This window comes from Methylobacterium oryzihabitans (assembly GCF_004004555.2).
In the GTDB taxonomy this organism is placed as follows: domain Bacteria; phylum Pseudomonadota; class Alphaproteobacteria; order Rhizobiales; family Beijerinckiaceae; genus Methylobacterium; species Methylobacterium oryzihabitans.
On the sequence record NZ_SACP01000022.1, the window covers coordinates 66,166 to 92,421 of the forward strand.

Sequence of the window (26,256 nt, forward strand, 5' to 3'; positions counted from 1 at the left end):
CTGGGGCTCAGAGGAGCCCGAGCACCGCGTTGAGGGTGTCGCGAGCCGCGTCGGGGTCGGCCACCGGTGCCGACAGGATTTCGGTTCCGTGCGCGAAGTTGTTCCGGGCCTGACGGACGGCGTCGAAGGCGTCGAGCAGGGCTTCGTCCGCTTCGCCGTCGAGCAGTGCTGCGACGGCCCGAAGACTCCCGAACTCGTCCCGGTCGCGGACGAGCCGGAGCGCATAGGGCGGCAGGACCCGCTTGCGCCCTCCCGCCGCCAGTGCCGAACGGACCTCGCCCAGCCGCGTCCCCAGCCGGGCCTGGCTCGCCACCTCGAAGCTCGCGGCCATGTCGAGGAGCGTCAGGTGGCCGACGAGGCCGAGCAGGTCCGCAAAGGTCGCCTGCAAGTCGGCGACCGCCTGCCGCTTGGTCTCGTAGGCTGGGCAGAGCCCGAGTTCGACCCAGCGCGGATGCGCCGGGTTCGCCAGGGCCTGCTCGCGCAGCCGGGTCAGGATCGCCATCAGGATCTGGCCACGACGGTACGCGGCGTCGATCGGCGTCGGATCCGGCATCCTCAGCTCAGGAGCGATTCGAACGCGGCCTCGAACGAGGCGCGGTCGAGCGGTTCGAGACCGGACGCCGCTCCGGTCCGCGGCCCGGCCGGAGGGCGCAGCATCCAGCGCTCCCCCTCCGGCGTCGCCTGCCGAACCAGAAGAACCCGCTCGTCGCGTGCGGATCGCCCCTGGCGGAACATGTCGATGCGGCCGGTCGCCCCGAGGACGTACCGGCCCGCCGGCTGCAGCCTGACGGCGAGGTCATCGACATGGATCAGCATCGCATCGAGCGTGTAGAGACCGAGTGGCTCTTCCCGAAGGTGGATCTCCTGCGTGGAAACGGTCAGGTAGCCATCTCGCTCGTAGTCTAAGAGCCAGCCGTGGATCTCGTCGTAGAGCGCCGCGACGTCGGACTGCCAGCGGGCGATGATCTGCGGCCGGTCGGACTCGGCCTCCCTCTCGGCTCGCGTGCGATCCCTGACGCTGCGCAGGGTATCCAGAAGTGCCATGGCGCCTTCCCCGGACGGCTCCTCGTGCCGACCTCCGATCGTGAGAGGCCGGATGATACGACCACCGCCGGCACGGGGCCAAGGGCGGCCTTCATCCCGCCAGAATGGCCGAGCTTATCGGGGAGAGCGTCCTCCAGCGTCCCCGGCCCCCGATGCCCCTCTCCCGTCGCACTCTCCTCGCCGCAATCGTCCTCGGCGCCCCGTCCGCCGCCCTCGCCCAGGTGGAAGGGCAGTGGCACGCGCTCACCGGCGACGACGGCAGGCCGGTGGCGAATACCCGCCTGCCGGGCGAGCTGACCTCCGAGATCGAGACCCTGAAGGGCGTGACCTGGATCGGCCCGCGCGAGGCCGGGGTCACGCTCTACGAGTTCTTCGACTTCAACTGCCCGTGGTGCCGGGCCGCGGCGCGCGACCTGACCGCGCTGCTCGGCGAGGCGCCGGACCTGCGGGTCGGCCTCGTCCACAACCCGATCCTGTCGCCGCAATCGGCGCAAGCCGCCAAGGTGGCGCTCGCGGTGCAGCGCCGGGCGGGCTCGGCCGCGGCCTTCGCGCTCTACGGCCGGCTGCTCGGCCAGCCGGGCCGCATCGACGGGCCCCGCGCCCTCGACGCCGCGGCGGCCCTGGGCCACGACCGGGCGGCGATCGAGGCCGACGCGGACGCCGCCGAGGTGGGCGGCGCCCTGCGGGCGCAGATGCGGCTCGCTGCCAGCCTCGGGCTCGCCGCCACCCCGTCCTACGTCGTCGGCACCGCCGGCATCCTCGGCCATCCGGGCCGGCGCAGCCTCGCCGCCGTCCTGGCCGCCGCCCGCGAGTGCGGCGAGATCGTCTGCCAGGGCTGACGGCGAGGGGGCGCCCTCGCGCCTCACCTTCGCCACCCTGCGGGATTAAAATTCGCCGTGATCGCAGGCTTGAGCCACCCGCGGCGTCGCCTTGCGCCCCCCGATCACCCATGCTAGGCCGGCGCCGCGCCGGGGGAGGGGCCTCTTCTCGTGCCGGCGCCTTCCCATCATCGACGGGCCGCGCGCCGCCGCCACCCTCGTTCGGCGTGATGCGGCCGCACCCGTCGGGCCAGGTTAGAGAGAGAGCGCTGGTGGCTCAGAACGGTTCGGAATCGGGTTCCCCCCTGGCGGGCGTCGCCGGGCGGTATGCCTCGGCGTTGTTCGAGCTCGCCCGCGACGAGCGCAGCGTCGACGCGGTGTCCGAGGGCCTCGATCGGTTCGAGGCCCTGATGACCGAGAGCGCCGACCTGCAGCGCCTCGTGCGCAGCCCGGTCTTCTCGGCCGAGGATCAGGTCAAGGCGATCGAGGCGGTCCTCGCCCGCGCCGGGATCGAGGGGCTCGCCGGCAACTTCATCCGGCTCTCGGCCGCCAACCGGCGCCTGTTCGCCCTGCCCGACATGATCCGCGCCTACCGCGCCCTGGTGCGCCAGTCGAAGGGCATCGTCCAGGCCGAGGTCCGCCTCGCCGAGCAGCCCTCGGACGCGGTGCTGGAGGACATCAAGGCCTCGCTGCGCGACGTCGCCCGCTCCGAGATCGACCTCGACCTGCGCATCGACCCGTCGCTGATCGGCGGCATCGTGGTCAAGCTCGGCAGCCGCATGGTCGACGCCTCGCTGCGCACCAAGCTCAACTCCATCCGCCTCGCGATGCGGGACGCCCGCTGAGCGGCCCCGCCGCCTGCGATCCCCACCGCCCCGACGAACCATCGAGACGAGAGAAGGTCCACCATGGACATCCGTGCCGCTGAGATCTCCGCGATCCTGAAGGAGCAGATCAAGAACTTCGGCCAGGAGGCCGAGGTCACCGAGGTCGGTCAGGTCCTGTCGGTCGGCGACGGCATCGCCCGCGTCTACGGCCTCGACAACGTCCAGGCCGGCGAGATGGTCGAGTTCGAGACCGGCGTCCGCGGCATGGCGCTGAACCTCGAGCAGGACAACGTCGGCGTCGTGATCTTCGGTGCCGACCGCGAGATCAAGGAAGGCCAGACCGTCAAGCGCACCGGCGCCATCGTGGACGTGCCGGTCGGCAAGGGTCTGCTCGGCCGCGTCGTCGACGCGCTCGGCAACCCGATCGACGGCAAGGGCCCGATCGTCACCGACGAGCGCCGCCGGGTCGACGTGAAGGCGCCGGGCATCATCCCGCGCAAGTCCGTCCACGAGCCGATGGCCACCGGCCTCAAGGCGATCGACGCCCTGATCCCGGTCGGCCGCGGCCAGCGCGAGCTCATCATCGGCGACCGCCAGACCGGCAAGACCGCGATCGCCCTCGACACCATCCTGAACCAGAAGCCGGCCCATGCCGGCACCGACGAGAAGGCCAAGCTGTACTGCGTCTACGTCGCGGTCGGGCAGAAGCGCTCCACCGTCGCCCAGTTCGTGAAGGCGCTCGAGGACAACGGCGCGCTCGAATACTCGATCGTCATCGCGGCCACCGCGTCCGACGCCGCGCCGATGCAGTTCATCGCGCCGTTCGCCGGCTGCGCCATGGGCGAGTATTTTCGCGATAACGGCATGCACGCCGTGATCGTGTACGACGACCTGTCGAAGCAGGCCGTCGCTTACCGCCAGATGTCGCTGCTGCTGCGCCGCCCGCCGGGCCGCGAGGCCTATCCGGGCGACGTGTTCTACCTGCATTCCCGCCTGCTCGAGCGCGCCGCCAAGATGGGCGACGCCGCCGGCGCCGGCTCGCTGACCGCGCTCCCGGTCATCGAGACCCAGGCCAACGACGTCTCGGCCTACATCCCGACCAACGTGATCTCGATCACCGACGGTCAGATCTTCCTCGAGACCGACCTGTTCTACCAGGGCATCCGCCCGGCGGTGAACGTCGGCCTCTCGGTGTCGCGCGTCGGCTCGGCGGCCCAGACCAAGGCGATGAAGAAGGTCGCGGGCAAGATCAAGGGTGAGCTGGCGCAATACCGCGAGATGGCGGCCTTCGCCCAGTTCGGCTCGGACCTCGACGCCTCGACCCAGAAGCTGCTCAACCGCGGCTCGCGCCTGACCGAACTCCTGAAGCAGCCGCAATTCTCGCCGCTGAAGATGGAGGAGCAGGTCGCGGTGATCTATGCCGGCGTCAACGGCTACCTCGACCCGATCCCGGTCGCCCGCGTGCGCGCCTTCGAGGACGGCCTCCTGTCGCTCCTGCGCGGCAAGCACAGCGACATCCTGGAGTCGATCCGCTCGTCCAAGGATCTCTCCGACGACACCGGCGCCAAGCTGAAGAGCGTGGTCGACGGTTACGCCAAGTCGTTCCAGTAAGCATCGCGGCTCTGAGCCTCCAGGGAGAGACGAGGACCCGATGGCGAGTCTGAAGGACCTGCGCAACCGCATCGCCTCGGTGAAGGCGACGCAGAAGATCACCAAGGCGATGCAGATGGTCGCCGCCGCCAAGCTGCGCCGGGCGCAGTCGGCGGCGGAGAACGCCCGGCCCTACGCCGAGCGGATGGCGCAGGTGCTCGGCAATCTCGCCGCCAACCTGACCCCCGGGGCGGACACGCCCCGGCTGCTCTCCGGCACCGGCCAGGACCGCACCCACCTGCTCCTCGTCTGCACGGCGGAGCGGGGCCTGTGCGGCGCCTTCAACTCCTCGATCGCGCGCCTCGCGCGCGATCACGCCCGCCGGCTGATGGCCGAGGGCAAGACCGTCAAGATCATCTGCGTCGGCAAGAAGGGCAACGACATCCTGCGTCGCCAATTCCGCGACCAGATCATCGAGGTGGTCGACCTGCGCGGCGCCCGCCAGCTCGGCTTCGAGCACGCCGAGGCCATCGCCCAGAACCTGCTCAAGCGCTTCGAGTCGGGCGAGTTCGACATCGCGACGCTGTTCTACTCGCGCTTCCGCTCGGTGATCCTTCAGATCCCGACGGCGCAGCAGATCATCCCGGCCGAGATCGCGCCCGCGGCGGAGCAGACCGCCACCGACGCGATCTACGACTACGAGCCCGGCGAGGCCGAGATCCTCGCCTCCCTGCTGCCGAAGAACCTGACGGTCCAGATCCTCCGGGCCCTCCTGGAGAACGCGGCCTCGGAGCAGGGCGCGCGGATGGGCGCGATGGACAGCGCCACCCGCAACGCCGGCGAGATGATCAAGAAGCAGACCCAGATCTACAACCGCACCCGGCAGGCGATGATCACGAAGGAACTGATCGAGATCATCTCGGGCGCCGAGGCGTTGTAAGGAGGAGACGCGGGAGCACGGCCATGACCGACGACGTCGCCAACCTCGTTCTGGAGCAGCTGCGCCACATCCGGCGCGGCCAGGACGAGATGCGTCTCGACATCGCGGACGTGAAGTCCCGCATCAATGCCGTCGAGGGCGCCCTGGGGCAGGTCCAGGCCTCCCTCGGGCACGTCCAGACCCAGATCGCCGTGCAGAACGGCCGCCTCGACCGCATCGAGGACCGGCTCGCCCGGGTCGAGCGGCGGCTCGACCTCGCGCCCGCCTGACCACCGACACTCCGCCGGCCGCCCCGCGGCCGCGCCCGCACGAACCAGAGGACACCATGGCGAACACCCCTGCTCCCGGCGCCGGCTCGAACAAGGTCGGCCACATCACCCAGGTCATCGGCGCCGTCGTCGACGTGCAGTTCGAGGGCCACCTGCCCGAGATCCTGAACGCCCTGGAGACCACCAACCAGGGCAACCGGCTGGTGCTCGAAGTCGCCATGCAGCTCGGCGAGAACACCGTCCGCTGCATCGCGATGGACACCTCCGAGGGCCTCGTGCGCGGCCAGGAGGTCACCGACACCGGCGCCCCGATCAAGGTGCCGGTCGGCGCCAACACGCTCGGCCGCATCATGAACGTCATCGGCGAGCCGATCGACGAGGCCGGCGAGATCAAGTCCGAGTCGCTGCGCGCCATCCACCAGCCGGCCCCGTCCTACGCCGAGCAGTCGACCGAGGCCCAGATCCTCGTCACCGGCATCAAGGTGGTGGACCTGCTCGCCCCCTACGCCAAGGGCGGCAAGATCGGCCTGTTCGGCGGCGCCGGCGTCGGCAAGACCGTGCTCATCATGGAGCTCATCAACAACATCGCGAAGGCCCACTCGGGCTACTCGGTGTTCGCCGGCGTGGGTGAGCGCACCCGCGAGGGCAACGACCTCTACCACGAGATGATCGAGTCCAAGGTCAACATGGACCCGAAGGAGCACGGCTCGGCCGAGGGCTCCAAGTGCGCCCTGGTCTACGGCCAGATGAACGAGCCCCCGGGCGCCCGCGCCCGCGTCGCGCTGACCGGCCTCACCGTCGCCGAGCATTTCCGGGACGAGGGCCAGGACGTGCTGTTCTTCGTCGACAACATCTTCCGCTTCACCCAGGCCGGGTCGGAAGTGTCGGCGCTGCTCGGCCGCATCCCCTCGGCGGTGGGCTACCAGCCGACGCTCGCCACCGACATGGGCGCCCTCCAGGAGCGCATCACCACCACCAACAAGGGCTCGATCACCTCGGTCCAGGCGATCTACGTCCCGGCCGACGACCTGACCGACCCGGCGCCCGCCACCTCGTTCGCCCACCTCGACGCCACGACCGTGCTGTCGCGCTCGATCGCCGAGAAGGGCATCTACCCGGCGGTGGACCCGCTCGACTCGACCTCGCGCATGCTGTCGCCGACCGTGCTCGGCGAGGAGCACTACACCGTCGCCCGCCGCGTCCAGCAGGTGCTCCAGCGCTACAAGGCGCTGCAGGACATCATCGCGATCCTGGGCATGGACGAGCTGTCGGAAGAGGACAAGCTGACGGTCGCCCGCGCCCGCAAGATCGAGCGCTTCCTGAGCCAGCCGTTCCACGTCGCCGAGATCTTCACCGGCTCGCCGGGCAAGCTCGTGGCGCTCGAGGACACGATCAAGGGCTTCAAGGGCCTCGTCGACGGCGAGTACGACAACCTCCCCGAGGCGGCCTTCTACATGGTCGGCTCGATCGAGGAGGCCAAGGAGAAGGCCCAGAAGCTCGCCGCCGCCGCGTAAGCGTCGTTCGCATCACCGGAGCGGGACCTCGGCGTCCCGCTCCGCGTCCATCGCCTGAACCCGGGACCGACTTCTCGCCATGGCCACCTTCCAGTTCGACCTCGTCGGCCCCGAGCGGGTGCTGTATTCCGGCCAGGTCGACGCCGTTCAGCTCCCCGGCTCCGAGGGCGAGATGACGGTGCTGCCCGGGCACGCCCCGGTACTGACCACCCTCAAGACCGGGATCCTCGTCATCACCGAGGGCCCGCAACACGGCAAGCGGGTGCTGGTCCGCGGCGGTTTCGCCGAGATCAACGCCACCGCGCTCACCGTCATCGCCGAGCGCGCCACGCCGATCGAGGAACTCACCCCCGAGATCATCGACCGCGACATCGAGGCGGCGGAGCTGCAATACGACGCCACCGAAGACTACGACAAGCGCCGCGAGATCGAGGGCCACATCGCCCAGCTCCGCGAGTCGAAGGTCACGCTGAGCTTCTGACCGCTCGACCCCTGGTGTCGATCCTGGGCGGCGGCGCGGACAGTGGTCCCGCCGCCGTTCTGCTGCGTGCCCGGCGCTGACCGACCGGCGCGCACGGCGCGCTGGCGGACATCCGGTCGTCACCCGACCGTCGAGACGACCCGCTCGTTGAACAGGACGTAGTTCGGCGGAACATTGCGGAATCCGTCCCGCGCGGGAGCGGACGGGGCAACGGCCTCGATGCGTCCGCTGTCCCGATCGTAGTCGATGCGCAGCACCGTCCGGAAGTAACGCGACAGCACGGCCGCGTACTCGTCGTAGAAGTCCGGCATGATCTCGATCTGCAGCACGCGCGGCGGACGTTCGGTGAACAGCGTCCGGGCGCCGGCGATGAAATCCAACTCGCTGCCTTCGATGTCGGCCTTGATGTAATCGAACCGTGCCGAGGGAAACAGCAGATCGGCGGTCGTGACGTCGATGTCGATTTCTTGAAGCGTCGCGCCGAAGACCTGCCGGTGGATGGCGACGACCTCCGGCTTGAGCGTATGGCCCTGGTCGTGGGTCTGGGAGACGACCATCCGGGCGCGACCCGGCGCGGCCCCGATCGCCACGGGATGGACGGTGAACCGGTCTCCCTCGAACGACCGCAATCGGGCGTGGAGATCGGGGTGCGGCTCGACCGCATCCACGTGGGCGGCGCCCAGATTCAGGTAATGAAGCGCGTTGTACCCGATGTTGGCGCCGAGATCCAAGACGCGATCTCCGGGTCGCATGAAACGTCTCGCGATCGCCACGTCGACGTCGTCGATGCCCGCGGACGAGTTTTTCAGGTACATCCGTCCGTGCTTGGAGCGCGGGTCCAGGCGGATCCGATGATCTCCGATGGTCACGACGTCGATCTCGCCCGATGCACCCATGCTGCGCTCCCTCGTTTCGCCGGCCCGGAGCGGATCTCTAACCAGCCGCGCCCGGACTTGCCATCGCGAGTTGCGTAGACGGCTCGGGAATCCCTTCGCGCCGGGCGGAGGCGGGCGGCCGGTTCCTGGCCCCCCTCGCGCCGGGACGGGCGAGGCTCAGATCCCTGAAGGCGGGAGCCCGCTCGGGAGAAGGGATCCCGCCCGAGGACACGGCCGGGGGTCGGTCATCGGAAGCCTGTCGAGACTCGGTTCTTCGTGCGATGCGACCTCAGGGCCCCTCCGTTGGGTGGCGCACCACCGTGAAGCCTTCCTCCGGTGCCGGCGGCACGAAGTAGCTCGTAAACAGATCGAACTGCTCGTCGCTCACCGCGAATTCGTGCTGGCCGTCCGCATTGCGCCGCCGCAGCCGCGACTTGCAGACCTCGTCCGAGACATCGAGGTAGTGGAGCCGGTGAGCGACTCCGGCCTCCTCGAACAACGAGCGCATCCACGCCCGGCTTCCCGGCGTGTTGGCCGGAAAATCCAGAACCACCGACAGGCCCGTCCTGAGCACCGCGACCAGATGCGGACCCATCACGCTCCGGAGCCGGCCGGAGTTCCGCACGTAGTCGGCGAGGGAGTTCTGCTCGCCCGGGTAGAGACTGGCGAGCCATTGATCTTCCCGGATCAGGATGGTGTCGGGGCCGGCGCCGAGGCGCGCCGTCAGCGTCGATTTTCCAGCGGCGATCTTGCCGCACACGAGGTGCAGCACCGTGTCGTTGACGGGCATGACCGGAGACCCCTGACGCGCCGAGGGCGCCTGCGTGTTCACAAGGACGTGCGACCGAACCCGGCCCGAGCGATCAGGCCGGGCGCCTAATTCGGCGGGTGGCCGCCACGTCGATGGTGCGAACACGGTGAGTCATCTGGCCATGGTGCTCGGCGCCTAACCCTACGTCAAGTCCGTCGCCTCACGCCTCGTCCCGCAGCACCCGGCGGATGATCTTGCCGGTGGTGGTCAGCGGCAGGCCGGCGCGGAACGCGATCTCGCGCGGGTATTCGTGCGCCGACAGCCGCGTGCGCACGAAGCCCTGGATCTCCTCGGCGAGGCGAGGGGAGGGGGGGAAACCCGGGCGCAGCACCACGAACGCCTTGACGATCTCGGTCCGCACCGGGTCGGGCTTGCCCACCGCCGCCGCCAGCGCCACGGCGGGGTGGCGCAGGAGGCAATCCTCGATCTCGCCGGGGCCGATCCGGTAGCCGGACGAGGTGATGACGTCGTCGTCGCGGCCGACGAAGTGGACGTAGCCGTCGGCATCGACCCGGCCCTGGTCGCCGGTGGTCATCCAGTCGCCGAGGAACTTGCGCTCGGTCGCCGCCGGGTCGTTCCAGTAGCGCAGGAACATCACCGGGTCGGGCCGCGCCACCGCGATCTGGCCGATCTCGTCGGTCCCGGCCTCGCTGCCGTCCGGGCGGATCACCGCGACCCGGTGGCCCGGCACCGGCTTGCCGGTCGAGCCGGCCCGGGCGATGCCGAGCGCCGCGCAGGAGGCGAGCACGAGGTTGCACTCGGTCTGGCCGTAGGCCTCGTTGACGGTGAGGCCGAGGGCCTCGCGGGCCCAGTCGAAGGTCTCGGCGCCGAGCATCTCGCCGGCCGAGGCGAGGCCGCGCAGGGCCGAGAGGTCGTGGCGCCCGCGCGGATTCTCGACCGTGCGCAGCATCCGGAGCGCCGTCGGCGGCACGAAGGCGTTGGCGACCCGCAAGGCCGCCATCAGCCGGAACGCCTCCTCGGGCTCGAACTTCTCCGCCTTGCGCGCCACCACCGCGACGCCGTGGTGCAGGCTCGGCAGCAGGGCGTTGAGCAGGCCGCCGGCCCAGGCCCAGTCCGCCGGGGTCCACATCCGGTCGCCGGGCCGCGGCATGAACTCGTGCATCCTGTCGAAGCCCGGCAGGTGGCCGAGCAGGACGCGGTGGCCGTGCAGCGCCCCCTTCGGCGCCCCGGTGGTGCCCGAGGTGTAGATCATCAGCGCCGGGTCGTCGGCCAGCGTGTCGACCGGCGCGAAGGCGTCGGAGGCGCGCTCCAGCAGCGGACCCCAGTGCAGCGCCGGCCAGCCCTCGGCCCCCTCCCGGTTGCCCTCGGTCGAGATCACCACCGACAGGTCGGGCAGGTCGTCGCGCAAGGGCGCGACTTTGGCGAGGCCGGCGGCGTGTGTGACGAGGCCCTTCGCGCCGGCATCGCCGAGCCGGTGGCGCAGCCCCTCAGGGCCGAACACCACCGCGAGCGGCAGCGCCACGGCGCCGAGCTTGTAGATCGCCAGATGCGCCACCACCACGGCGGGCGATTGCGGCAGCAGCACCGCCACCCGGTCGCCGGTCCCGATGCCGTGGGCGCGCAGGGCGTTGGCGAGGCGGTTCGACGCCGCCCGCAGGGCGGCGTAGCTCCAGGTCTCGACCCGGCCGTCGCCGGCGACGTCGAGGATCGCCGGCCGGTCGGGGTCGATCGCCGCCCAGCGGTCGCAGACGTCGACCGCGATGTTGAACCGCTCGGGGATCGCCCAGCGGAAGCCGGCGGCGAGGCCGGCGGCATCCGGGGCCGGCAGCGGGCGATGCGCCGCGGTCACGCCTCGCGCGGCGGGAACCCGCCCTCGAACACGAGCTCCGACAGCGGCTTGCGGCCGTTCGGGGTCTCGCGGCCGCGCTGCTCCTCCGACAGACTCGCCGGGTCGGCCTTGCGGCCGATGGCGTAGACCGCCTCGATCCGGTGGCCCGCCGGCACGTTCAGCGCCACGAAGGCGCGGTCGTAGTCGAACCCGACCATGCCGTGGGCGTGCCAGCCCATCCGGATCGCCTGGAGCTGGAGCAGCGCCGAGGCGGTGCCGGCGTCGAAGGAATGGGTGCGCGACGGCTTCACCTCGCCGGAGGGCGTCGTCATGGTCGAACTCGACACGAGGTAGACGATCGCCGCGGTGTCCTTGACCCACTTCTGGTTGCCCGGCACCAGCAGGTCGAAGAACGTTTGCCAGTGCATCGTGTCGCGCCGGGCGTGCAGGAAGCGCCAGGGCTGCGAGTTGTAGGACGACGGCGCCCAGCGGGCCGCCTCCAGGATGGTCAGCAGGTCCGCCTCCGGGATCGTCTCGCCGGTGAAGGCCCGGGGCGAGAACCGCTCGAGGAACAGCGGGTCGATCGGATGGTCGGCGGTGCGGCCGTTGGCTGTCGTCACGGGGGACCTCCACAGTGTCGGCCCGTCCTGCCAGCCCGCCGCGCCATTGTCACGCTGTCCCGGGGCAGGGCTGCACCGCGCCGGGCCGGGAGCGCTGCGTCACCCAAATCACACAGCCGCCGGCCATCCGTGCGGGCGGCCCGCCACTCCCGGAAATTGCCGCAAACCGCCGCCATGCGGGAGGGCGTCACGACGGCCGCGATCGCCGGCCGGGTGCTCGTGTTCACCCCGTTCTTGGCGGTTCATTAAGCAAGATATCGCCACACTGCGCAGACTTGTTTGGGAGATCCAGCGTGCGCGTCTCGACGACTTTCGGCCTCTCGCGCCTCGGCGCCTGCGCGGCGCTGGCGGCCGCGATCGTCACCCTCGCCCCCGGGGCCGCCTCGGCCCGCGACAATGTCGGCGCCGCGATCATCGGCGGGGCGGCGGCCGGCGTGCTCGGCGGCGTCGCCGCCGGCGCGCTGATGAACGCGCAGCCCGCCCCGCCGCCCCCGCCGCCCTATTACGGCCCGCCGCCGCCGCGCCGGGTCTACGTCGAGGAGCCGGTCGAGACGGTCTACGTCCGCCCGCGCCGCGGCCCGATCTGCCACTTCGAGCGCCGCAAGGTGTGGCTCGACGACGAGTCGTTCGTCTACAAGCGCGTCGAGGTCTGCGAGTAGGACCCTCGCGCCCTCGAACGGACGTGTTCGAAGGCGCGAGGCGAGCCCGACCGGGCGTCGGCGCTGATGCGCCGGACGCTTCCGCATCGACCCGTCGATGCGGAAGCGCGAGGGCATCAGCGGGCCTCAGGCCCGCGCCTCCTTCACCAGCAGCCAGTCCTCCACCACCAGGGCGTCGAGGCCGGTGGTGTAGAACATCAGGATCGCGTCCTCCGCCGTGTGGAGGATCGGCTTGCCCATCACGTTGAAGCTGGTGTTGAGCAGGATCGGCACGCCGGTCCGCTCGGCGAAGGCCGCGATCAGCGCGGCGTAGGCCGGGTTGCGCTCCGCCGTCACGCTCTGCAGCCGCCCGGTGCCGTCCTCGTGCACCACCGCCGGCACTTGGCTCCGCACCGCCTCGCGCCAGACCAGGGTCCGCTCCATGTAGGGGCTGTCCTGGTAATCCTCGAACCAGTCCGGCCCGGCCTCGGCCAGGATCGAGGGCGCGAACGGCCGGAACGCCTCGCGGTACTTCACCTTGGCGTTGAGGATCGCCTTGGCGTCGGCCGGCCGCGGGTCGGCGAGGATCGAGCGGTTGCCGAGCGCCCGGGGCCCGAATTCCGCCCGCCCCTGGACCCAGCCGACGAGGCCGCCCGCCGCCAGGATCCCGGCCGCCGCCCGCGTCACGCCGTCGTGGCCGAGTTGGCGCAGGCGCGGCTCCCAGGCGGCCATGCGCGCCAGCGGCTCGGTCGAGACCCGGGCGCCGAGATAGGGCGAGGCGGGGCGCCCCGTCTCGCCGGGGTGCCCCGGCCCGGTCCAGTCGGGATGGTCCTCGGCATAGGCGAGCCAGGCGGCGCCGAGCGCGTTGCCGTCGTCGGCTGGGGCCGAGGGCACGTGCAGGCGCGTGAAGCCGCTGCGGGCGAGGATCCTTCCGTTGTAGGACGAGTTGAGCGCGCAGCCACCGGTGACCACGAGGTTGTCGCCCGGCGCCAGCCGCTCGGCCTCGGCCAGCAGCACGTCCATCATCTCGGCGAAGGCCGCCTGCCCGCAGGCCGACAGGTCGGCCCAGCCGACCTCGCCGGCATCCGCCGGGCGGCGGGCGAGGATCGCCGCCACGGTGTCGCGGATCACGGCCGCGTCGGAGAAGCGCAGGCGCCCGCCCTCGATCCGGTAGAGCCGGCGCAGCAGCGCCATCAGCTCGGGATCGACCCGGCCGTAGGGCGCCAGCCCCATGATCTTCCATTCCTCGCCCTTGCTCTGGTCGAAGCCGGCGAGGTCGGTGACGAGGCCGAAGAAGAAGCCGATCGATTCGCGGCCGCGGTGGCGCTTGACCTCGCGCAGGCGGCCGTCCTCCATCCGGTAGAGCGCCGCGGCGCCGGTCTCGCCCATGCCGTCGACCACGAGGCAGGTCGCGTCGCGGAACGGGCTGCCCCAGCAGCCATAGGCCGCGTGGGTGAGGTGGTGCGGGTAGCGCCGCGGCCCGGCGATCCGGGCCTCCCCGCCGAAGGCCCGGTCGAGGCCGAGCAGGGTGCCGTAGCCGGCCCGCGCCTGGGCGAGCGCCAGTTCGGCGATCAGCACCCGCTCGGTCCGCTCGGGCACCAGCGAGCGGTTGAGCGCCGGCCCGTGCCCGGAGAGCGCCGGGAGGTCGAAGGCGCCGCCCGCCGCGCTGCTCTTCAGGTAGTCGCCGTATTCCGGCCCCCAGGTGGTGGCGACCACCACCTCGCAGGCCGCGGGCAGGTGGGCCGCGAGCAGCCCGGCCATGCGGGGCGCCGAATCCGGCTCGCAGTTCGGGGCGCGCTTGTACTGGAGGTAGCGCTCCGTCGCCTCGGCGAAGAGGACCGCGCCGTCCGGGCCGACCAGCGCCAGGGCCGGATCGTGGAAGGTCGTGGCGAGGCCGAGATAGTAGCGCGGAAGGGCCGGTGCGGAACTCATGACCGTGGCTCTACCAGCCCCTACCGCCCGCGTCACACCGCGATCCGTTGCAAACCGGCATCGGCGGCGGCCGGCCGCATCGGCAGACCTCCGGGATGGGCACCCCGGCGGGCGGCGATATGCTAACCGAATCAAGGAGGCCCGCACGGCGCGGGTCGGACGGAAGCGGTCCCGGGTTCCGCGAGGAAATCCGGCGACACCAGCAACCCGGGCGGACGAAGCGGTGGCGTGCCGGCGCTTCGCCCGCCCGGGCGAGGCGGACGACGAACGGTGCGCGACATCCTGACCGCCCTGGCGGGGCTCGTCATCCTGATCCTGGCCGCCGCCCTGGCGATGCCGCCCCTGGTCGGCTGGGAGAGCTATCGCGGGACGGTCGACGGCGCGCTGAGCCGCTCCCTCGGCCTGGAGGTCCGCACCGAGGGCCGCCTGCAACTCCGCCTGCTGCCGCTGCCGCGCCTGCGCGCCGACCGGCTCGTGCTCGCGGCCGGCCCCGGCCAGCGCCTCCTCGACGCCCGCGTCGTCAGGGCCGAGGTCGCGCTGCCGCCGCTGCTGTCGGGCGAGATCCGCTTCACCGAGGCGCGGATCGGCCGGGCCGAGATCCGCCTGCCGGTCACCGAGGCCGGTGCCGTGGTCCTGCCGCCGGGCCTCGCCGGCGCGGCGCGGCGCGACCTCGCGGTCGAGGACCTGCGGATCGGGCAGCTCCTGCTCACCACCACGGTGCCGGCGACCGGGCGCACCGACCAGCTCTCGGCCGAGTCGGTCGGCGTGTCGGCGCCGGCGCTCGCCGGGCCGTGGCGGATCGAGGGCAGCCATGCCGGCGTGCCGTTCCGCCTCGCCACCGGCACCCCGGGGCCGGACGGCGCCGTGCCGGCCAAGCTCAGCGCCGGCGGCGACACCGCGCCCCGGATCGAGGTCGACGCCCGGCTCTCCCTCGCCGCCGACGGGCGGGTGCCCGAGGCCGCCGGCACCGCCAAGCTCGTCGTCGGGCCGCCGGCCCAGGCCGCCGGGGCCGACCTGCCGTTCTCGCTCCAGGGCAGCTTCAAGGCCCGCGGGCGCGTCGCGACCTTCGACAGCCTCGCCCTGGAGATCGACGGCGGCGGCGCGCCCCTGCGGCTCGCCGGCCGCGGCAGCCTCGACCTCGCGGCGGCCCGGGCGAGCCTCGTCCTGGCGGCGCGCCGCCTCGACCTCGACGCGTTCCTCACCGGGCCGGCGGGACGGATGCTGCTTGCCGGCGAACCCGGTCGCCTCGCCGCCCGCCTGCCCGGCACCGTCTCGCTCGACGTGTCGGTCGAGAGCGCCACCCTGGCGCTCGGCGAGTGGACCGATCTCGGCCTCGGCGCGACCCTGGCGCCGACCGGGGCGCTGGCGCTGCACCGGCTCGACGCCACCGCGCCGGGCGGGGTGCGGCTCGGCCTCGGCGGCGACCTCGGTCCCGGCGGCGGCTTCGCCGGCCGGGCCTCGGTGACGGCGCCGGATTCCGCCCGCCTCGCCCGGCTCCTCGACCGGGTCGGGCTCGGCGGCCCGGTCCTGCGCCTCCTCGACGGGCGGCCGGTCTCGGCCTCGGCCGACATCACGGCCGCGCCGCCGGTGGTGTCCCTGCGCAACGCCCGCCTCGCCCTCGGCGAGGCCCGGATCACCGGCAACGCCCGCTACGTCGCGGCGGGCCCCGATGCGCCGCGCCCGCGCTTCGACGCCCAGATCGCCGCCGAGGCGTTCGACATCGCCGAACTGCCCTCCCTGCGCGGCGGCCTCGACGCCCTGCGCGGCCACGATCTCGGCCTGACCCTGACGGCGCGCGACCTGCGCTACGGCCCGGCCGGCCCGCGCACCGGTGAGATCGCCGCGAGCCTGCAATCGGAGGGCGCGGCCCTGCGGGTCGACAGCCTGGAGATCCGCGACCTCGCCGGGGCCCGGGCGAGCCTGTCGGGCCGCATCGCACCCGACGGGACCGGGCGCATCGCCGGGCGGGTCTCCGCCCCGGTCGCGGCGCCGCTGATCGACCTGTTCCAGAACACCCTGGTCGCCGAGGCGCGGGCGCTGCCGGACTTCCTGCGCCGGGGCGCGGTCTCCCTCGACGTGACCGTCGAGCGCGAGCCCGGCGCCGACGAGCCGCGCCTGCGCAGCGCCGCCCGCGGCACCGCCGCCGGCGGGCAGGCCGACCTCGCCCTCGTCACCCGCGACGGCCGGATCGAGGGCCTCGACGCCCGGCTCGACGGCCTGCCCTCCGGCCTGTGGCTCGGCCGCCCGGCCGATCCGGCCCTCGCCCGGCCGGCGCGCCTGCGCCTCTCCGGCCGGCGCGAGCCCGGCGCCGGCGGCGACGAGGCGGGCAGGGCCCTCGGCCTGACCGTGGAGGCCGACCTCGCCGGCCTCGCGGTGACCACCGCCCGGCCCCTCGTCGTGGCCCCCGGCGAGTCGCTGCCGCGGGACGGCGAGGTCGCGGTGGCGAGCCCGGACCTGACGCCCTTCGCCGGCTTCCTCGGCCGCGGCGCCCTCGGCGGCGGCGCGGTGCCGGCCCGGCTGACCCTCGCCTTCGGCCGTGCCGGCCCGCTGCCGCGCCTGACCCTCGCGGGCTCCGTCGCGGGCAGCGCCGTCGAGGGGGCGATCCTGCGCGGGACCGAGGGCGGATTCAGCGGCGACCTCCGCCTCGACCGGCTCTCGCTGCCCTGGCTCGCCGGTGCCCTGGTGCTGGCCGATGGCGGCGAGGCGGCCGGGAACGGCCTGTGGCCGGGCGCCCGGTTCGGCCCGGCTCCGCCGCCGCTTCCCGGCCTCGGCCTCGGCCTCGCCGTGCGCCGGCTCGATCTCGGCCGCGGCCTCGCCGCCGCCGAGGCCCGGTTCGGCCTCGCCCTCGGGCCCGAGGGCCTGACCGTCCGCGACATGCAGGCCGACCTCGCCGGCGGGCGCCTCACCGGCACCGCGACCCTGGCGCGCCAGGGCGAGCAGGCGACCGTCTCGGGGCAGGGGATTCTGGCCGGCGCGAGCCTCGCGGCGATCGTCGGGAGCCCGGCGGGCGGCCTCGCCGGCTCGTTCGGCGCGCGGCTGCGCTTCGGCGCCGCCGGCACCAGCCCGGCCGGGCTGATCGGCAACCTCGCCGGCAGCGGCGAGATCACGCTCGCCGACCTCGTCGTCCCGGGCCTCGACCCGGCGGCGCCCGAGCGCGCGCTCGGGCGCCTGCTCGCCGAGGACGATCCCCTGCGCAGCGGCCGGGTCGAGCGGGTCCTGGCCGAAGAGTTCGACCGCGGCCCCTTGCGGGTCTCCGCGCCGGTCACCGTCGCGGCCGCCCTGGTCGGCGGCGTGCTGCGCACGAGCGGCCTGACCCTCGATGCCGGGGCGTCGTCCTGGACGGGCGGCGTGCTGGCCGACCTGCGGAGCCTGCGCCTCGACGCCCGCGGCACGATGACCGCCGCTCGCACGCCGCGGGCCTGGACCGGCCCGGCGCCGCTGCTCGGCCTCGCCCTCGCCGGCCCGATCGCCCGGCCGGCGCGGGAGATCGACGCGGCGCCGCTGACCAACCTGCTCGCCGCGGTGGTGCTCCAGCGCGAACTCGACGCGATCGAGAGCGGCGAGGCCGACCGCAACGAACTCGCCCGCCGCCGCAGCCGCCTGGAGATGGACCGCGCCCGCGCCGCCGAGGAAGCCGACCGCCTGCGTCGGCAGGCCATGGAGGAGGCCGACCGCGTCCGGCGGCAGGCCATGGAGGAGGCCGACCGCCTCCGGCGGCAGGCCGAGGAGGCGCGGCTGCGGGCGGCGCAGGAGGCCGCCGAGGCGGCGCGCCGGGCGCGTCAGGCCGCCGAGGAGGAGGCGCGCCGGAGGAAGGCCGAGGAGGAGCGGCTCCGCGTCGAGGCGGAGGCCCGCCGCCGGGCCGAGGAGGCGGCGCCGGCGCCGGAGGCCGCGGAGCCCTGAACACCGGTTCCGGACGGGCGCGCACGGCACGCTCAGGGCCGAGGACCCGGCGATGTCGGCCCTTCGACGGGCGGTTGCGGAGGCGCGGTGCTTCGTCCAGCTTTTCTCCGACGACGACGGAGGACGCATGAGGCGCCGGCTGCCCGCGATCGCGTGTTGCGCGTTGATCTGGCCCGTCCTCGTCGAGGCGTCGGATCGGCGATGCGCCAGCCCGGTCGACCTCGCCGCGCTCGACCGTGGCATCGTCCCGGATGCGGCGACGGCCGAGGCCGTCGCGTTCGTCTACCTCGCGTCGATCTACGGCGAGGCGCACATCCGGGGCGAGCTGCCGCTGCGTGCCCGGCTGAGCGACGGCATCTGGACCGTCGAGGGAACGCTGCCGCCCGGCTTCGTCGGGGGCACGGCGCAGATCCTCCTGTGCCAGCGCAACGGCACCGTCCTCAGCGTCATCCACTTCAAGTGATCCGGCCCGATCCGCCGCCTTCGATCGATCCGGTTAGCGGAACCGTAGGGGAGGGCGGCGCAGGGTGGGGCGTCCCCGGATGCGCCCACCATGATCGCGACCCCGACCTTCCCGGACCTCTCGGCGCTCGTCGTCGACGAGAGCCTCTACATCCGCCGCATCGTGCGCGACATGCTGATGCGCGTCGGCATCAAGCGGGTGCTGGAGGCGCCGGACGGGGCCGAGGCCCTCGGCGTGCTGGCCGAGAGCAAGCCCGACCTCGTGGTGCTCGACTGGGACCTCGCGATCCTGTCGGGCGAGGAGTTCATCCGGCTGGCGCGCACCCCCGCGACCTCGCCGGCCCCGACCGTGCCGATCATCCTGATGCTGGCCCAGCCGCGGCGCAACGTCGTCGACCGGGCGGTGGCGCTCGGCGTCAACGAGGTCATCGCCAAGCCGTTCTCGCCCAAGACCCTGTGGTCGCGCCTCGACGAGGTCATCAACCGCCCGCGGCCGTTCTCCCAGGTCAAGAGCCTGCTCCGGCCCCAGCCGCGCCTCGCCGCCGCGATCAACCAGAAGGTGGCGTGAGGCGGCGCTACGCTCTCTCCGCGGTGGGTTCTTCCGCGTGCGGCGCGATCACGGCTTTGCGTTCCGCTCCGACCCACGTAAGCTCACTCCCATCAAGGGTTTGCCCGTGCCCTGCCACGGGGATCGGTCGAGGATGTCGGCGCTGCCGATGAGGAACGAGATCGCCGCCCCCGGTCCGGCGCGCGCCGCGGAACGGGCGGAATCAGCGCGTCAGACCGCTCCTCCCCCGGAGGACGCCGCCCCGCGCCGCGCCAGCCCCCAGGCCGCCCGGCCGGCAGCGGACTCTCGGCCGGCACCGGACCACAGGTCCGGCACGACCGGATGGCGGCGGTCCTACGCCGCCCTCGACCTCGGCACCAACAACTGCCGGCTCCTCATCGCCGAGCCGTCGCCCTACGGCTTCCGCGTCATCGACGCGTTCTCGCGCATCGTGCGCCTCGGCGAGGGGCTCGGCCGGGCCGACCGCCTCAGCGACGAGGCGATCGAGCGGACCATCGACGCCCTGGCGGTGTGCCGCGGCAAGATGCAGGCCCGCGGCGTCGCCCGGGCCAAGATCATCGCCACCGAAGCCTGCCGCCTCGCCGTCAACGGCCCGGCCTTCGTCGCGCGGGTCCACCGCGAGGTCGGCCTCGACCTCGAAGTCGTGGACCGGCGCACCGAGGCCTATCTCGCGGTCACCGGCTGCGCCTCCCTCGCCGACCGCCACGCCGAGTCGGTGGTGATCTTCGACATCGGCGGCGGCTCGACCGAGATCGTCTGGCTCGACGGCAGCGCGGCGCTCGCCCGCAGCGCCGACCCGACCCGCCGCATCCGCGCCTGGGATTCGCTGCCGGTCGGGGTCGTGACCCTCGCCGAGCGCTACGGCGGCGCCAACGTCGACCGCGCGGTGTTCGAGGCGATGGTCGAGGACGTGGCGACCCGGCTGACCAAGTTCGCCCTCATCGCCGGGGCCGCCGCCCACGCGCCCTCGTTCCACCTGCTCGGCACCTCCGGCACCGTGACGACGCTGGCCGCAATGCACCTGCGCCTGCCGCGCTACGACCGCCGCCGCATCGACGGGCTGTGGATGAGCGACGACGAGGTCTCGGCGGCGATCGACCACCTCCTCGACACGCGGCTCGCCGAGCGGGCGCAGAACCCGTGCATCGGCCGCGACCGCGCCGACCTCGTGCTCGCCGGCTGCGCGATCCTGGAGGCGATCCGCCGGGCCTTCCCGTCCGACCGCCTGCGCATCGCCGACCGCGGCCTGCGGGAGGGCCTGCTCATGAACATGATGCGCGAGGACGGCGTCTGGCGCCGGGGCGGGCGCTCGTCCTGAATCCGGCGCTTGCCCTGCGGCCTCCGCGGCCTCATGTGCTGGCCCTGACGGCGTGGGACGGGACGGGGACATGAGCGATCGGCGCGGCGGCGGCCAGCGGGGCGACCTGAAGCAGCGGGTGAAGACCGCCCGCGGGCGCACGGTCTCGTCCAAGCGCTGGCTGGAGCGCCAGCTCAACGACCCCTACGTCGCGAAGGCCAAGCGCGAGGGCTACCGCTCCCGCGCCGCCTACAAGCTCCTCGAGATCGACGAGCGCTTCCACCTGCTCAAGCCGGGCCAGCGGGTCGTCGACCTCGGCGCGGCTCCCGGCGGCTGGTCGCAGGTCGCCGCCGCCCGGGTCGGCAGCCAGCCCGGCGCCGAGGCCGGCCGGCGCGGCCGGGTGGTCGGCATCGACCTCCTGGAGATCGAGCCGATGCCCGGCGTCGACTTCGTCACCCTCGACTTCCTCGATCCCTCCGCCCCCGGCCTTCTCACCGGGATGCTCGGCGGACCGGCCGACGTGGTGATGTCCGACATGGCCGCCAACGCCACCGGCCACAAGAAGACCGACCACCTGCGGATCATGGGGCTCGCCGAGACCGCCGCCGCCTTCGCCCGCGAGATCCTCGCCCCGGGCGGCGTCTACCTCGCCAAGGTGCTCCAGGGCGGCACCGAATCCGGCCTGCTGGCCGATCTCAAGCGCGACTTCGCCGCCGTGCGCCACGTCAAGCCGGCGGCGAGCCGGGCCGATTCGAGCGAGCTCTACGTCCTCGCCACCGGCTATCGCGGCGCGGCGGAGGGCGGTGACCCGGAGGACGAGGCGCCGCCGGAGGCCGGCTGGACGCCATGATGGCCCCGGCCGAGGCGATCGCGCGCGCCGGGGCGCTGCTGGCGGCGGCGGGCTTCGTCGAGGTCGCCCGCGGCGCGCGGGCCGGCAGCCTCTACCTCGCCGGGCCGGGCGGCGGTCAGATCCGCGTCGCGAGCCACCGCCGCACCCCGCGCCGGCGCCGGCAATATCCGGGGGTGGTGGCCAGCCTCGTCATCGACGCCCCGGTCTCCGAAGCCGGCCTGCGCGAGCGCGTCGCCGCGACCCTGAGGGAGTTTGCCGGGCGCGCGCCCGCACCGACCTGAACCGGCGCCGCCGGCTCTCCCCGCGCTGGCCCGCCAACGGTCCGATCATCAAAAAAACCCCGCCGGCGGGGGCTCGGCGGGGGGTATCAGAGTATCTTCTCTGAAGCATCGCGATGTTACTCCGGATCGACCGGGTGTCCAGCCCGAATCCGGCGTCGCCCAGGGCAATCGGGTTCACCCGATTGCCCTGGGTTTCCTGCTTGACCTCAAACGCCGGCAGTCACATCCGTGACTTTGGCTTTCGCTCCGCTCTGCGTCCGAGAGGACGTTCGTCCTCCCGGACCCGCTGCGCGGGGCGCTCTTCGCGCCCGCGAGACCGACAATCGGGTTTCACCCGATTGCCCTGCGGCGCTGCCCGGCGCGCCGCGGCCTCGTGCCAAAGTCCGGCCGGCGGCGCCCTCGACGGCCGGCGGCGGCCGCCTACATCGCCGGCATGCTGGCCCGATCCCTCGCTCCCGCCCTCGTCCTCGCCCTGACCCCGCTCGTCCTCGCCGGCCCGGCCCGGGCGCAATCGCCGAACCGCGTCGTGCTCGATGGCACCTGCGAGCGGCTCGTCCTCGGCGGGCGCGAGACCGCCGGCTGTCGCAACGAACTCGTCAACACCGTGCAGGGGCGGCGGACCTCGTTCGACTTCACCGCCGGCGACGGCACCGGGGTGAGCTTCAGCGGCACCGGCGCGCCGCAGGAGAAGCAGGAGGAGTTCGGGGTCGACGCCCTCCAGCCGGTCAGCGTCGTCGTCCTGGCGAGCCGGTCGCCGAGCGGCGACGTGCTGCGCGAGACCCTGGTCGCGGTCGGCTCCTGCCGGTTCCCCGCCGCCGCCCCGGGCACCTCGACCGTCGCCTGCGCCGCCGACACCCAGCGCGGCCGGTTCGAGGCGACCTTCACCAGCCGGACCGGGGCCGGGGTCAAGCCGTGAGGTCCGAGCCGTCAGGGCGATCGCTCGAAGAGCGATCGCGCCGTGTGCCGGGCGCGAAGAGCGCCCCGCGCAGCGGGTTCGGAAGGACGAACGTCCTTCCGAACGCAGAGCGGAGCGCAAGCCAAGTGAGCGGACGCGAACGCCGGCGCTTGAGGCCAAGCCGAAAAACCAGGGCGGTCAGGCCGCCCGCTTCTGGTAATCCTTCACGTCAGTGAAGCGGATCTCGGTCCAGCGGTCCTGCTCGTACTTGAGCGAGAACGCGGTCGTCGCCATGAAGACCGGGGCGCCGTCGAGGTCGCTCGCCATCGCCGAGCCGTGGGCGCCGACGAACTTGTCGAGCTCGGCCTCCTTGTCGGCGCTGATCCAGCGGCAGATCGTGAACCGGGTCGGCTCGTAGTCGATCGGCAGGCCGTACTCGGCCTGGAGCCGCTCCTTGAGCACGTCGAGCTGGAGCGCGCCGACCACGCCGACGATCGCCTGGGCGCCGTCGTGGGGCACGAAGACCTGGACCACGCCCTCCTCGCCCATCTGCTGGAGCGCCTCGCGCAGTTTCTTGGCCTTCATCGCGTCGGTGAGCTTGATCCGGCGCAGCAGCTCCGGCGCGAAGCTCGGCACGCCGCGGAAGATCAGGTCCTCGCCCTCGGTCAGGGTGTCGCCGATGCGCAGCGTGCCGTGGTTGGGGATGCCGACCACGTCGCCGGCATAGGCCTCGTCGGCGATGGCGCGGTCCTGGGCGAAGAAGAATTGCGGCGCCGACAGCGAGATCGGCTTGCCGGTGCGCACCAGCCGCGCCTTCATGCCCCGGCTGAGCTTGCCCGAGCAGACCCGCATGAAGGCGATGCGGTCGCGGTGGTTGGGGTCCATGTTCGCCTGGATCTTGAACACGAACCCGGTCATCTTCGGCTCGGTCGGCGAGACCGCGCGCTTGTCGGCGTCCTGGCCGCGGGGCGGCGGCGCCACCCCGGCGAGGCCGTCGATGAGGTCGCGCACGCCGAAATTGCGCAGGGCCGAGCCGAAGAACACCGGCGTCAGGTGGCCCTCGCGGAACGCCGCGAGGTCGAACGGCTTGCAGCCGGCCTCCGCCAGCTCCGCCTCCTCGCGCCACGCCGCCGCATCGCCCGCCTCCGGCAGCAGCCGGTCGAACAGCGGGTCGTCGAGCCCCGACACCGCCTCGGTGCCGGCGTCGTCGGCCGCGTCGAGGCGGCGCACCCGCCTGCGGGCGAGGTCGTAGGTGCCGGCGAAGCTGCGCCCGCGCCCGATCGGCCAGGTCACCGGCGAGACGTCGAGGGCGAGCGTCTTCTCGATCTCGTCGAGGAGGTCGAACGGGTCGCGCGACTCGCGGTCGAGCTTGTTGACGAAGGTGACGATCGGGATGTCGCGCAGGCGGCAGACCTCGAACAGCTTGCGGGTGCGCGCCTCGATGCCCTTGGCGGCGTCGATCACCATCACGGCCGAATCGACCGCGGTCAGCGTCCGGTAGGTGTCCTCGGAGAAGTCCTCGTGGCCCGGCGTATCGAGCAGGTTGAAGACGCAGTCGCCGTACTCGAAGGTCATCACCGAGGTGACGACCGAGATGCCGCGCTCCTTCTCGATGCCCATCCAGTCCGAGCGGGTCGAGACCCGGTTGCGCTTGGCCTTGACCTCGCCGGCGAGCTGGATCGCGCCGCCGAACAGCAGCAGCTTCTCGGTCAGCGTGGTCTTGCCGGCGTCGGGGTGGGAGATGATCGCGAAGGTCCGGCGCCGGGCGACGGGATCGTCCGGGCGGCTCGCCGCGGGCTTGGCCTCGGCAACCTTGGCTTCGGCAACCTTGGCTTCGGTGTGCATCAGCATGGCGGGAAACGGCTCTCTCGCCGCCCGGCTCCGGGGCGGCGGCGTGGCGGGATGGGGGATCTGGCGCCCTTCTAGACCATCCCGCCCGCCCGCGACACTCCCGCCGGGACGCGGTGCCGCGCCCGCGTCCCGGCCGCGATCAGCCGCGGCCGATGAACGGCATCTTGGTCGCCATCACGGTGATGAACTGCACGTTGGCGTCGAGCGGCAGGCTCGCCATGTAGACCACCGCGTCGGCGACGTGCCTGGCGTCCATCACCGGCTCGGCCCGGGTCGAGCCGTCGGGCTGGAGCACGCCGGTCTGCATCCGGGCGGTCATCTCGGTGGCGGCGTTGCCGATGTCGACCTGCCCGCAGGCGATGTCGTAGTCGCGCCCGTCGAGGGACGTCGAGCGGGTGAGGCCGGTGATCGCGTGCTTGGTCGCCGTGTACGGGGCCGAGCGCGGCCGCGGCACGTGGGCCGAGATCGAGCCGTTGTTGATGATCCGTCCGCCGCGGGGCGACTGCGCCTTCATCAGCCGGAACGCGCCTTGCGTGCACAGGAAGGCGCCGGTGAGGTTGGTGTCGACCACCGCCTTCCAGGTCGCGACCGGCAGCTCCTCGAGCGGCACCGGGGGCGCGCCGATGCCGGCATTGTTGAACAGCACGTCGAGCCGGCCGAAGGTCTCGGCGATCCGGTCGAACAGGGCCGCCACCGACGCCTCGTCGCCGATGTCGGTCGGCACCGCCAGCGCCCGCCGGCCGAGCGCCTCGATCTCGCCGCGCACGCCGTCGAGCGGCTCGGGCCGCCGGCCCGACAGCACCACGTCGTAGCCCGCGCCGGCCAGCGCCAGCGACACCGCCCGGCCGACGCCGGATCCCGCCCCCGTCACCAGGGCCACCTTGCCGGTCATGGTCGTCTCCTCCCGGTCGCCGGGCCGGTGGCCCGCGCGCCTGCTGTTGTCCGGAGCCCTTACACCAGGGGCGGCGGCGCTTCCAACCGGGGCCCGGCGCCCGCGGAACCGATCGGGAGCAAACACAGGTTGTGTCAGGGTGTGGATCTGCGACGGCTCCCTAACTCATGTAAGTTGCGGGCCGAAGAGGCACACCTACCGTCGCCCCAGACGCCGCGAGGGGGACAATGCCACGGCATCTCATCAGCAAGCTCGAACAGTTCACGCGCCTGTCGGTCTCGGACAAGCAGGCCCTCGAAACCGCCGCGGGCGAGAAGCGCCGGCGGATCGGCCCGCGCGAGGACATCATCCGCGAGGGCGACGACCCGGCTTTCGTGAATCTGATCCTCGACGGCTGGGCCTGCCGCTACAAGCAGCTCGAGGATGGCCGCCGGCAGATCATCTCGTTCTTCCTGCCCGGCGACCTGTGCGACACCCACATCTACGTCCTGCGCGAGATGGACCACTCGATCGGGGCGCTCACGCCGGTGACCTACGCCGAGATCTCGCGCGAGACCCTGGCCCGGGTGACCGCCGAGCACCCGCGCATCACCCAGGCGCTGTGGTGGGACACCCTGGTCGCGGCGGCGATCCAGCGCGAATGGACGGTCAATCTCGGCCAGCGCACGGCGGCCGAGCGCCTCGGCCACCTCCTGTGCGAGATCTTCATCCGCCTGCGCGGGGTCGGGCTCACCGAAGGCCACAGTTGCGTCCTGCCGGTGACCCAGGCCGATCTCGGCGACGCGATGGGCCTGTCGAACGTCCACATCAACCGCACGCTCCAGGAGCTGCGCGGCTCCGGCCTGATCGTGCTCAAGGGGCGCCAGCTCACCATCCCGAGCCTCGCGGCGCTCCAGGCCGCCTCGCTGTTCAACCCGAACTACCTCCACCTCGACCGCGTCGGCCGCCACCTCGACGCCAACGACCAGGCCGGCGACGGAACGGACTAGCAGCCTGTCGGATTGGTATTTTGATCTGACGGGCGTGTCGTTTGCGGGGGTGGCGCGGGCCGTGAGGTCTCAGGCGTGGCACAAGCGGTGGAGGCGCCGGCAGTTGTAGGCGAGGGCGACGAT

At 72.8% G+C, this 26,256-nt stretch carries 25 protein-coding genes; 16 read left to right on the plus strand and 9 right to left on the minus strand.

Annotated features, from left to right (window positions below; genetic code table 11):
• Positions 1-7: 7 nt before the first annotated feature.
• Both EOE48_RS20070 and EOE48_RS20075 read right to left on the minus strand, forming a co-directional pair.
• Entirely contained in the window at positions 8-553 is a 546-nt protein-coding gene (locus EOE48_RS20070) for a hypothetical protein (protein ID WP_127732451.1), read from the minus strand.
• Positions 554-555: 2 nt separating this feature from the next.
• Positions 556-1,044: a hypothetical protein gene (locus EOE48_RS20075; protein WP_127732453.1), complete on the minus strand. Its 489-nt coding sequence runs from the start codon at positions 1,042-1,044 to the stop codon at positions 556-558.
• A gap of 152 nt (positions 1,045-1,196) precedes the next feature.
• Between EOE48_RS20075 and EOE48_RS20080 the strand changes: the two genes are divergently transcribed.
• From EOE48_RS20080 to EOE48_RS20110, 7 genes are all read left to right on the plus strand, one after another.
• Complete coding sequence (locus EOE48_RS20080; RefSeq protein WP_127732455.1) at positions 1,197-1,883, plus strand: DsbA family protein; 687 nt, start codon at positions 1,197-1,199, stop codon at positions 1,881-1,883.
• Positions 1,884-2,134: 251 nt separating this feature from the next.
• On the plus strand, positions 2,135-2,707 hold the full coding sequence (locus EOE48_RS20085) for a F0F1 ATP synthase subunit delta (RefSeq protein WP_127732457.1): 573 nt from the start codon (positions 2,135-2,137) through the stop codon (positions 2,705-2,707).
• Positions 2,708-2,770: 63 nt separating this feature from the next.
• Positions 2,771-4,300: a F0F1 ATP synthase subunit alpha gene (atpA, locus tag EOE48_RS20090; RefSeq protein ID WP_127732459.1), complete on the plus strand. Its 1,530-nt coding sequence runs from the start codon at positions 2,771-2,773 to the stop codon at positions 4,298-4,300.
• Between the two features lie 40 nt (positions 4,301-4,340).
• Positions 4,341-5,219 carry a F0F1 ATP synthase subunit gamma gene (locus EOE48_RS20095; protein ID WP_127732461.1) on the plus strand — a complete coding sequence of 293 codons (879 nt, stop codon included), beginning with the start codon at positions 4,341-4,343 and terminating at the stop codon, positions 5,217-5,219.
• A 23-nt stretch (positions 5,220-5,242) separates the two neighbouring features.
• A complete protein-coding gene (locus EOE48_RS20100; protein ID WP_127732463.1) occupies positions 5,243-5,488 on the plus strand; it encodes a hypothetical protein in 246 nt (81 codons plus the stop codon).
• Between the two features lie 56 nt (positions 5,489-5,544).
• Positions 5,545-7,002 (plus strand): F0F1 ATP synthase subunit beta, encoded by a 1,458-nt coding sequence (gene atpD, locus EOE48_RS20105; RefSeq protein WP_127732465.1) that lies wholly within the window; start codon positions 5,545-5,547, stop codon positions 7,000-7,002.
• A 79-nt stretch (positions 7,003-7,081) separates the two neighbouring features.
• Positions 7,082-7,483, plus strand: coding sequence for a F0F1 ATP synthase subunit epsilon (locus tag EOE48_RS20110; protein ID WP_127732467.1), 402 nt, complete (start codon positions 7,082-7,084; stop codon positions 7,481-7,483).
• Between the two features lie 119 nt (positions 7,484-7,602).
• On the opposite strand, the gene EOE48_RS20115 is transcribed toward EOE48_RS20110, so the two are convergent.
• The 4 genes from EOE48_RS20115 to EOE48_RS20130 all read right to left on the minus strand — a co-directional run bounded on the left by EOE48_RS20115 (position 7,603) and on the right by EOE48_RS20130 (position 11,578).
• Positions 7,603-8,379, minus strand: a complete 777-nt coding sequence (locus tag EOE48_RS20115) for an FkbM family methyltransferase (protein ID WP_127732469.1) — start codon at positions 8,377-8,379, stop codon at positions 7,603-7,605.
• Between the two features lie 268 nt (positions 8,380-8,647).
• Positions 8,648-9,148, minus strand: coding sequence for a P-loop nucleotide/nucleoside kinase family protein (locus EOE48_RS20120; RefSeq protein WP_127732471.1), 501 nt, complete (start codon positions 9,146-9,148; stop codon positions 8,648-8,650).
• Positions 9,149-9,329: 181 nt separating this feature from the next.
• Positions 9,330-10,979, minus strand: coding sequence for an acetate--CoA ligase (locus EOE48_RS20125; protein WP_246154620.1), 1,650 nt, complete (start codon positions 10,977-10,979; stop codon positions 9,330-9,332).
• Entirely contained in the window at positions 10,976-11,578 is a 603-nt protein-coding gene (locus EOE48_RS20130; protein ID WP_127732473.1) for a nitroreductase family protein, read from the minus strand. The genes EOE48_RS20125 and EOE48_RS20130 overlap by 4 nt, the downstream gene beginning before the upstream one ends.
• A 293-nt stretch (positions 11,579-11,871) precedes the next feature.
• Between EOE48_RS20130 and EOE48_RS20135 the strand changes: the two genes are divergently transcribed.
• Complete coding sequence (locus EOE48_RS20135) at positions 11,872-12,237, plus strand: hypothetical protein (RefSeq protein ID WP_127732475.1); 366 nt, start codon at positions 11,872-11,874, stop codon at positions 12,235-12,237.
• A 126-nt stretch (positions 12,238-12,363) separates the two neighbouring features.
• Here EOE48_RS20135 and EOE48_RS20140 read toward each other — a convergent pair whose 3' ends face one another.
• Positions 12,364-14,148 carry a carbamoyltransferase family protein gene (locus tag EOE48_RS20140; protein WP_127732477.1) on the minus strand — a complete coding sequence of 595 codons (1,785 nt, stop codon included), beginning with the start codon at positions 14,146-14,148 and terminating at the stop codon, positions 12,364-12,366.
• 270 nt (positions 14,149-14,418) lie between these two features.
• On the opposite strand from EOE48_RS20140, the gene EOE48_RS20145 reads away from it, so the two are divergent.
• From EOE48_RS20145 to EOE48_RS20175, 7 genes are all read left to right on the plus strand, one after another.
• Positions 14,419-18,048 carry an AsmA family protein gene (locus tag EOE48_RS20145; RefSeq protein WP_127732479.1) on the plus strand — a complete coding sequence of 1,210 codons (3,630 nt, stop codon included), beginning with the start codon at positions 14,419-14,421 and terminating at the stop codon, positions 18,046-18,048.
• 163 nt (positions 18,049-18,211) lie between these two features.
• The gene (locus tag EOE48_RS20150; RefSeq protein ID WP_187371489.1) at positions 18,212-18,511 is read left to right on the plus strand and encodes an NTF2 fold immunity protein; all 300 of its coding nucleotides are present in this window, start codon (positions 18,212-18,214) and stop codon (positions 18,509-18,511) included.
• 90 nt (positions 18,512-18,601) lie between these two features.
• Positions 18,602-19,078 (plus strand): response regulator, encoded by a 477-nt coding sequence (locus tag EOE48_RS20155; RefSeq protein WP_127732483.1) that lies wholly within the window; start codon positions 18,602-18,604, stop codon positions 19,076-19,078.
• A gap of 148 nt (positions 19,079-19,226) precedes the next feature.
• Positions 19,227-20,396 carry a Ppx/GppA phosphatase family protein gene (locus tag EOE48_RS20160; RefSeq protein WP_127732485.1) on the plus strand — a complete coding sequence of 390 codons (1,170 nt, stop codon included), beginning with the start codon at positions 19,227-19,229 and terminating at the stop codon, positions 20,394-20,396.
• A gap of 70 nt (positions 20,397-20,466) precedes the next feature.
• Positions 20,467-21,225, plus strand: a complete 759-nt coding sequence (locus EOE48_RS20165) for an RlmE family RNA methyltransferase (protein ID WP_127732487.1) — start codon at positions 20,467-20,469, stop codon at positions 21,223-21,225.
• The gene (locus EOE48_RS20170; protein ID WP_127732489.1) at positions 21,222-21,506 is read left to right on the plus strand and encodes a hypothetical protein; all 285 of its coding nucleotides are present in this window, start codon (positions 21,222-21,224) and stop codon (positions 21,504-21,506) included. The genes EOE48_RS20165 and EOE48_RS20170 overlap by 4 nt, the downstream gene beginning before the upstream one ends.
• A gap of 433 nt (positions 21,507-21,939) precedes the next feature.
• Positions 21,940-22,422 (plus strand): hypothetical protein, encoded by a 483-nt coding sequence (locus EOE48_RS20175; protein WP_127732491.1) that lies wholly within the window; start codon positions 21,940-21,942, stop codon positions 22,420-22,422.
• A 177-nt stretch (positions 22,423-22,599) separates the two neighbouring features.
• Here the strand turns inward: EOE48_RS20175 and EOE48_RS20180 are convergent, their stop codons facing one another.
• Entirely contained in the window at positions 22,600-24,252 is a 1,653-nt protein-coding gene (locus EOE48_RS20180; RefSeq protein WP_127732493.1) for a peptide chain release factor 3, read from the minus strand.
• A 139-nt stretch (positions 24,253-24,391) separates the two neighbouring features.
• Positions 24,392-25,144, minus strand: coding sequence for an SDR family oxidoreductase (locus tag EOE48_RS20185; protein ID WP_127732495.1), 753 nt, complete (start codon positions 25,142-25,144; stop codon positions 24,392-24,394).
• Between the two features lie 227 nt (positions 25,145-25,371).
• Between EOE48_RS20185 and EOE48_RS20190 the strand changes: the two genes are divergently transcribed.
• Positions 25,372-26,133 (plus strand): Crp/Fnr family transcriptional regulator, encoded by a 762-nt coding sequence (locus EOE48_RS20190; RefSeq protein WP_127732497.1) that lies wholly within the window; start codon positions 25,372-25,374, stop codon positions 26,131-26,133.
• The last annotated feature ends 123 nt before the right edge of the window (positions 26,134-26,256 follow it).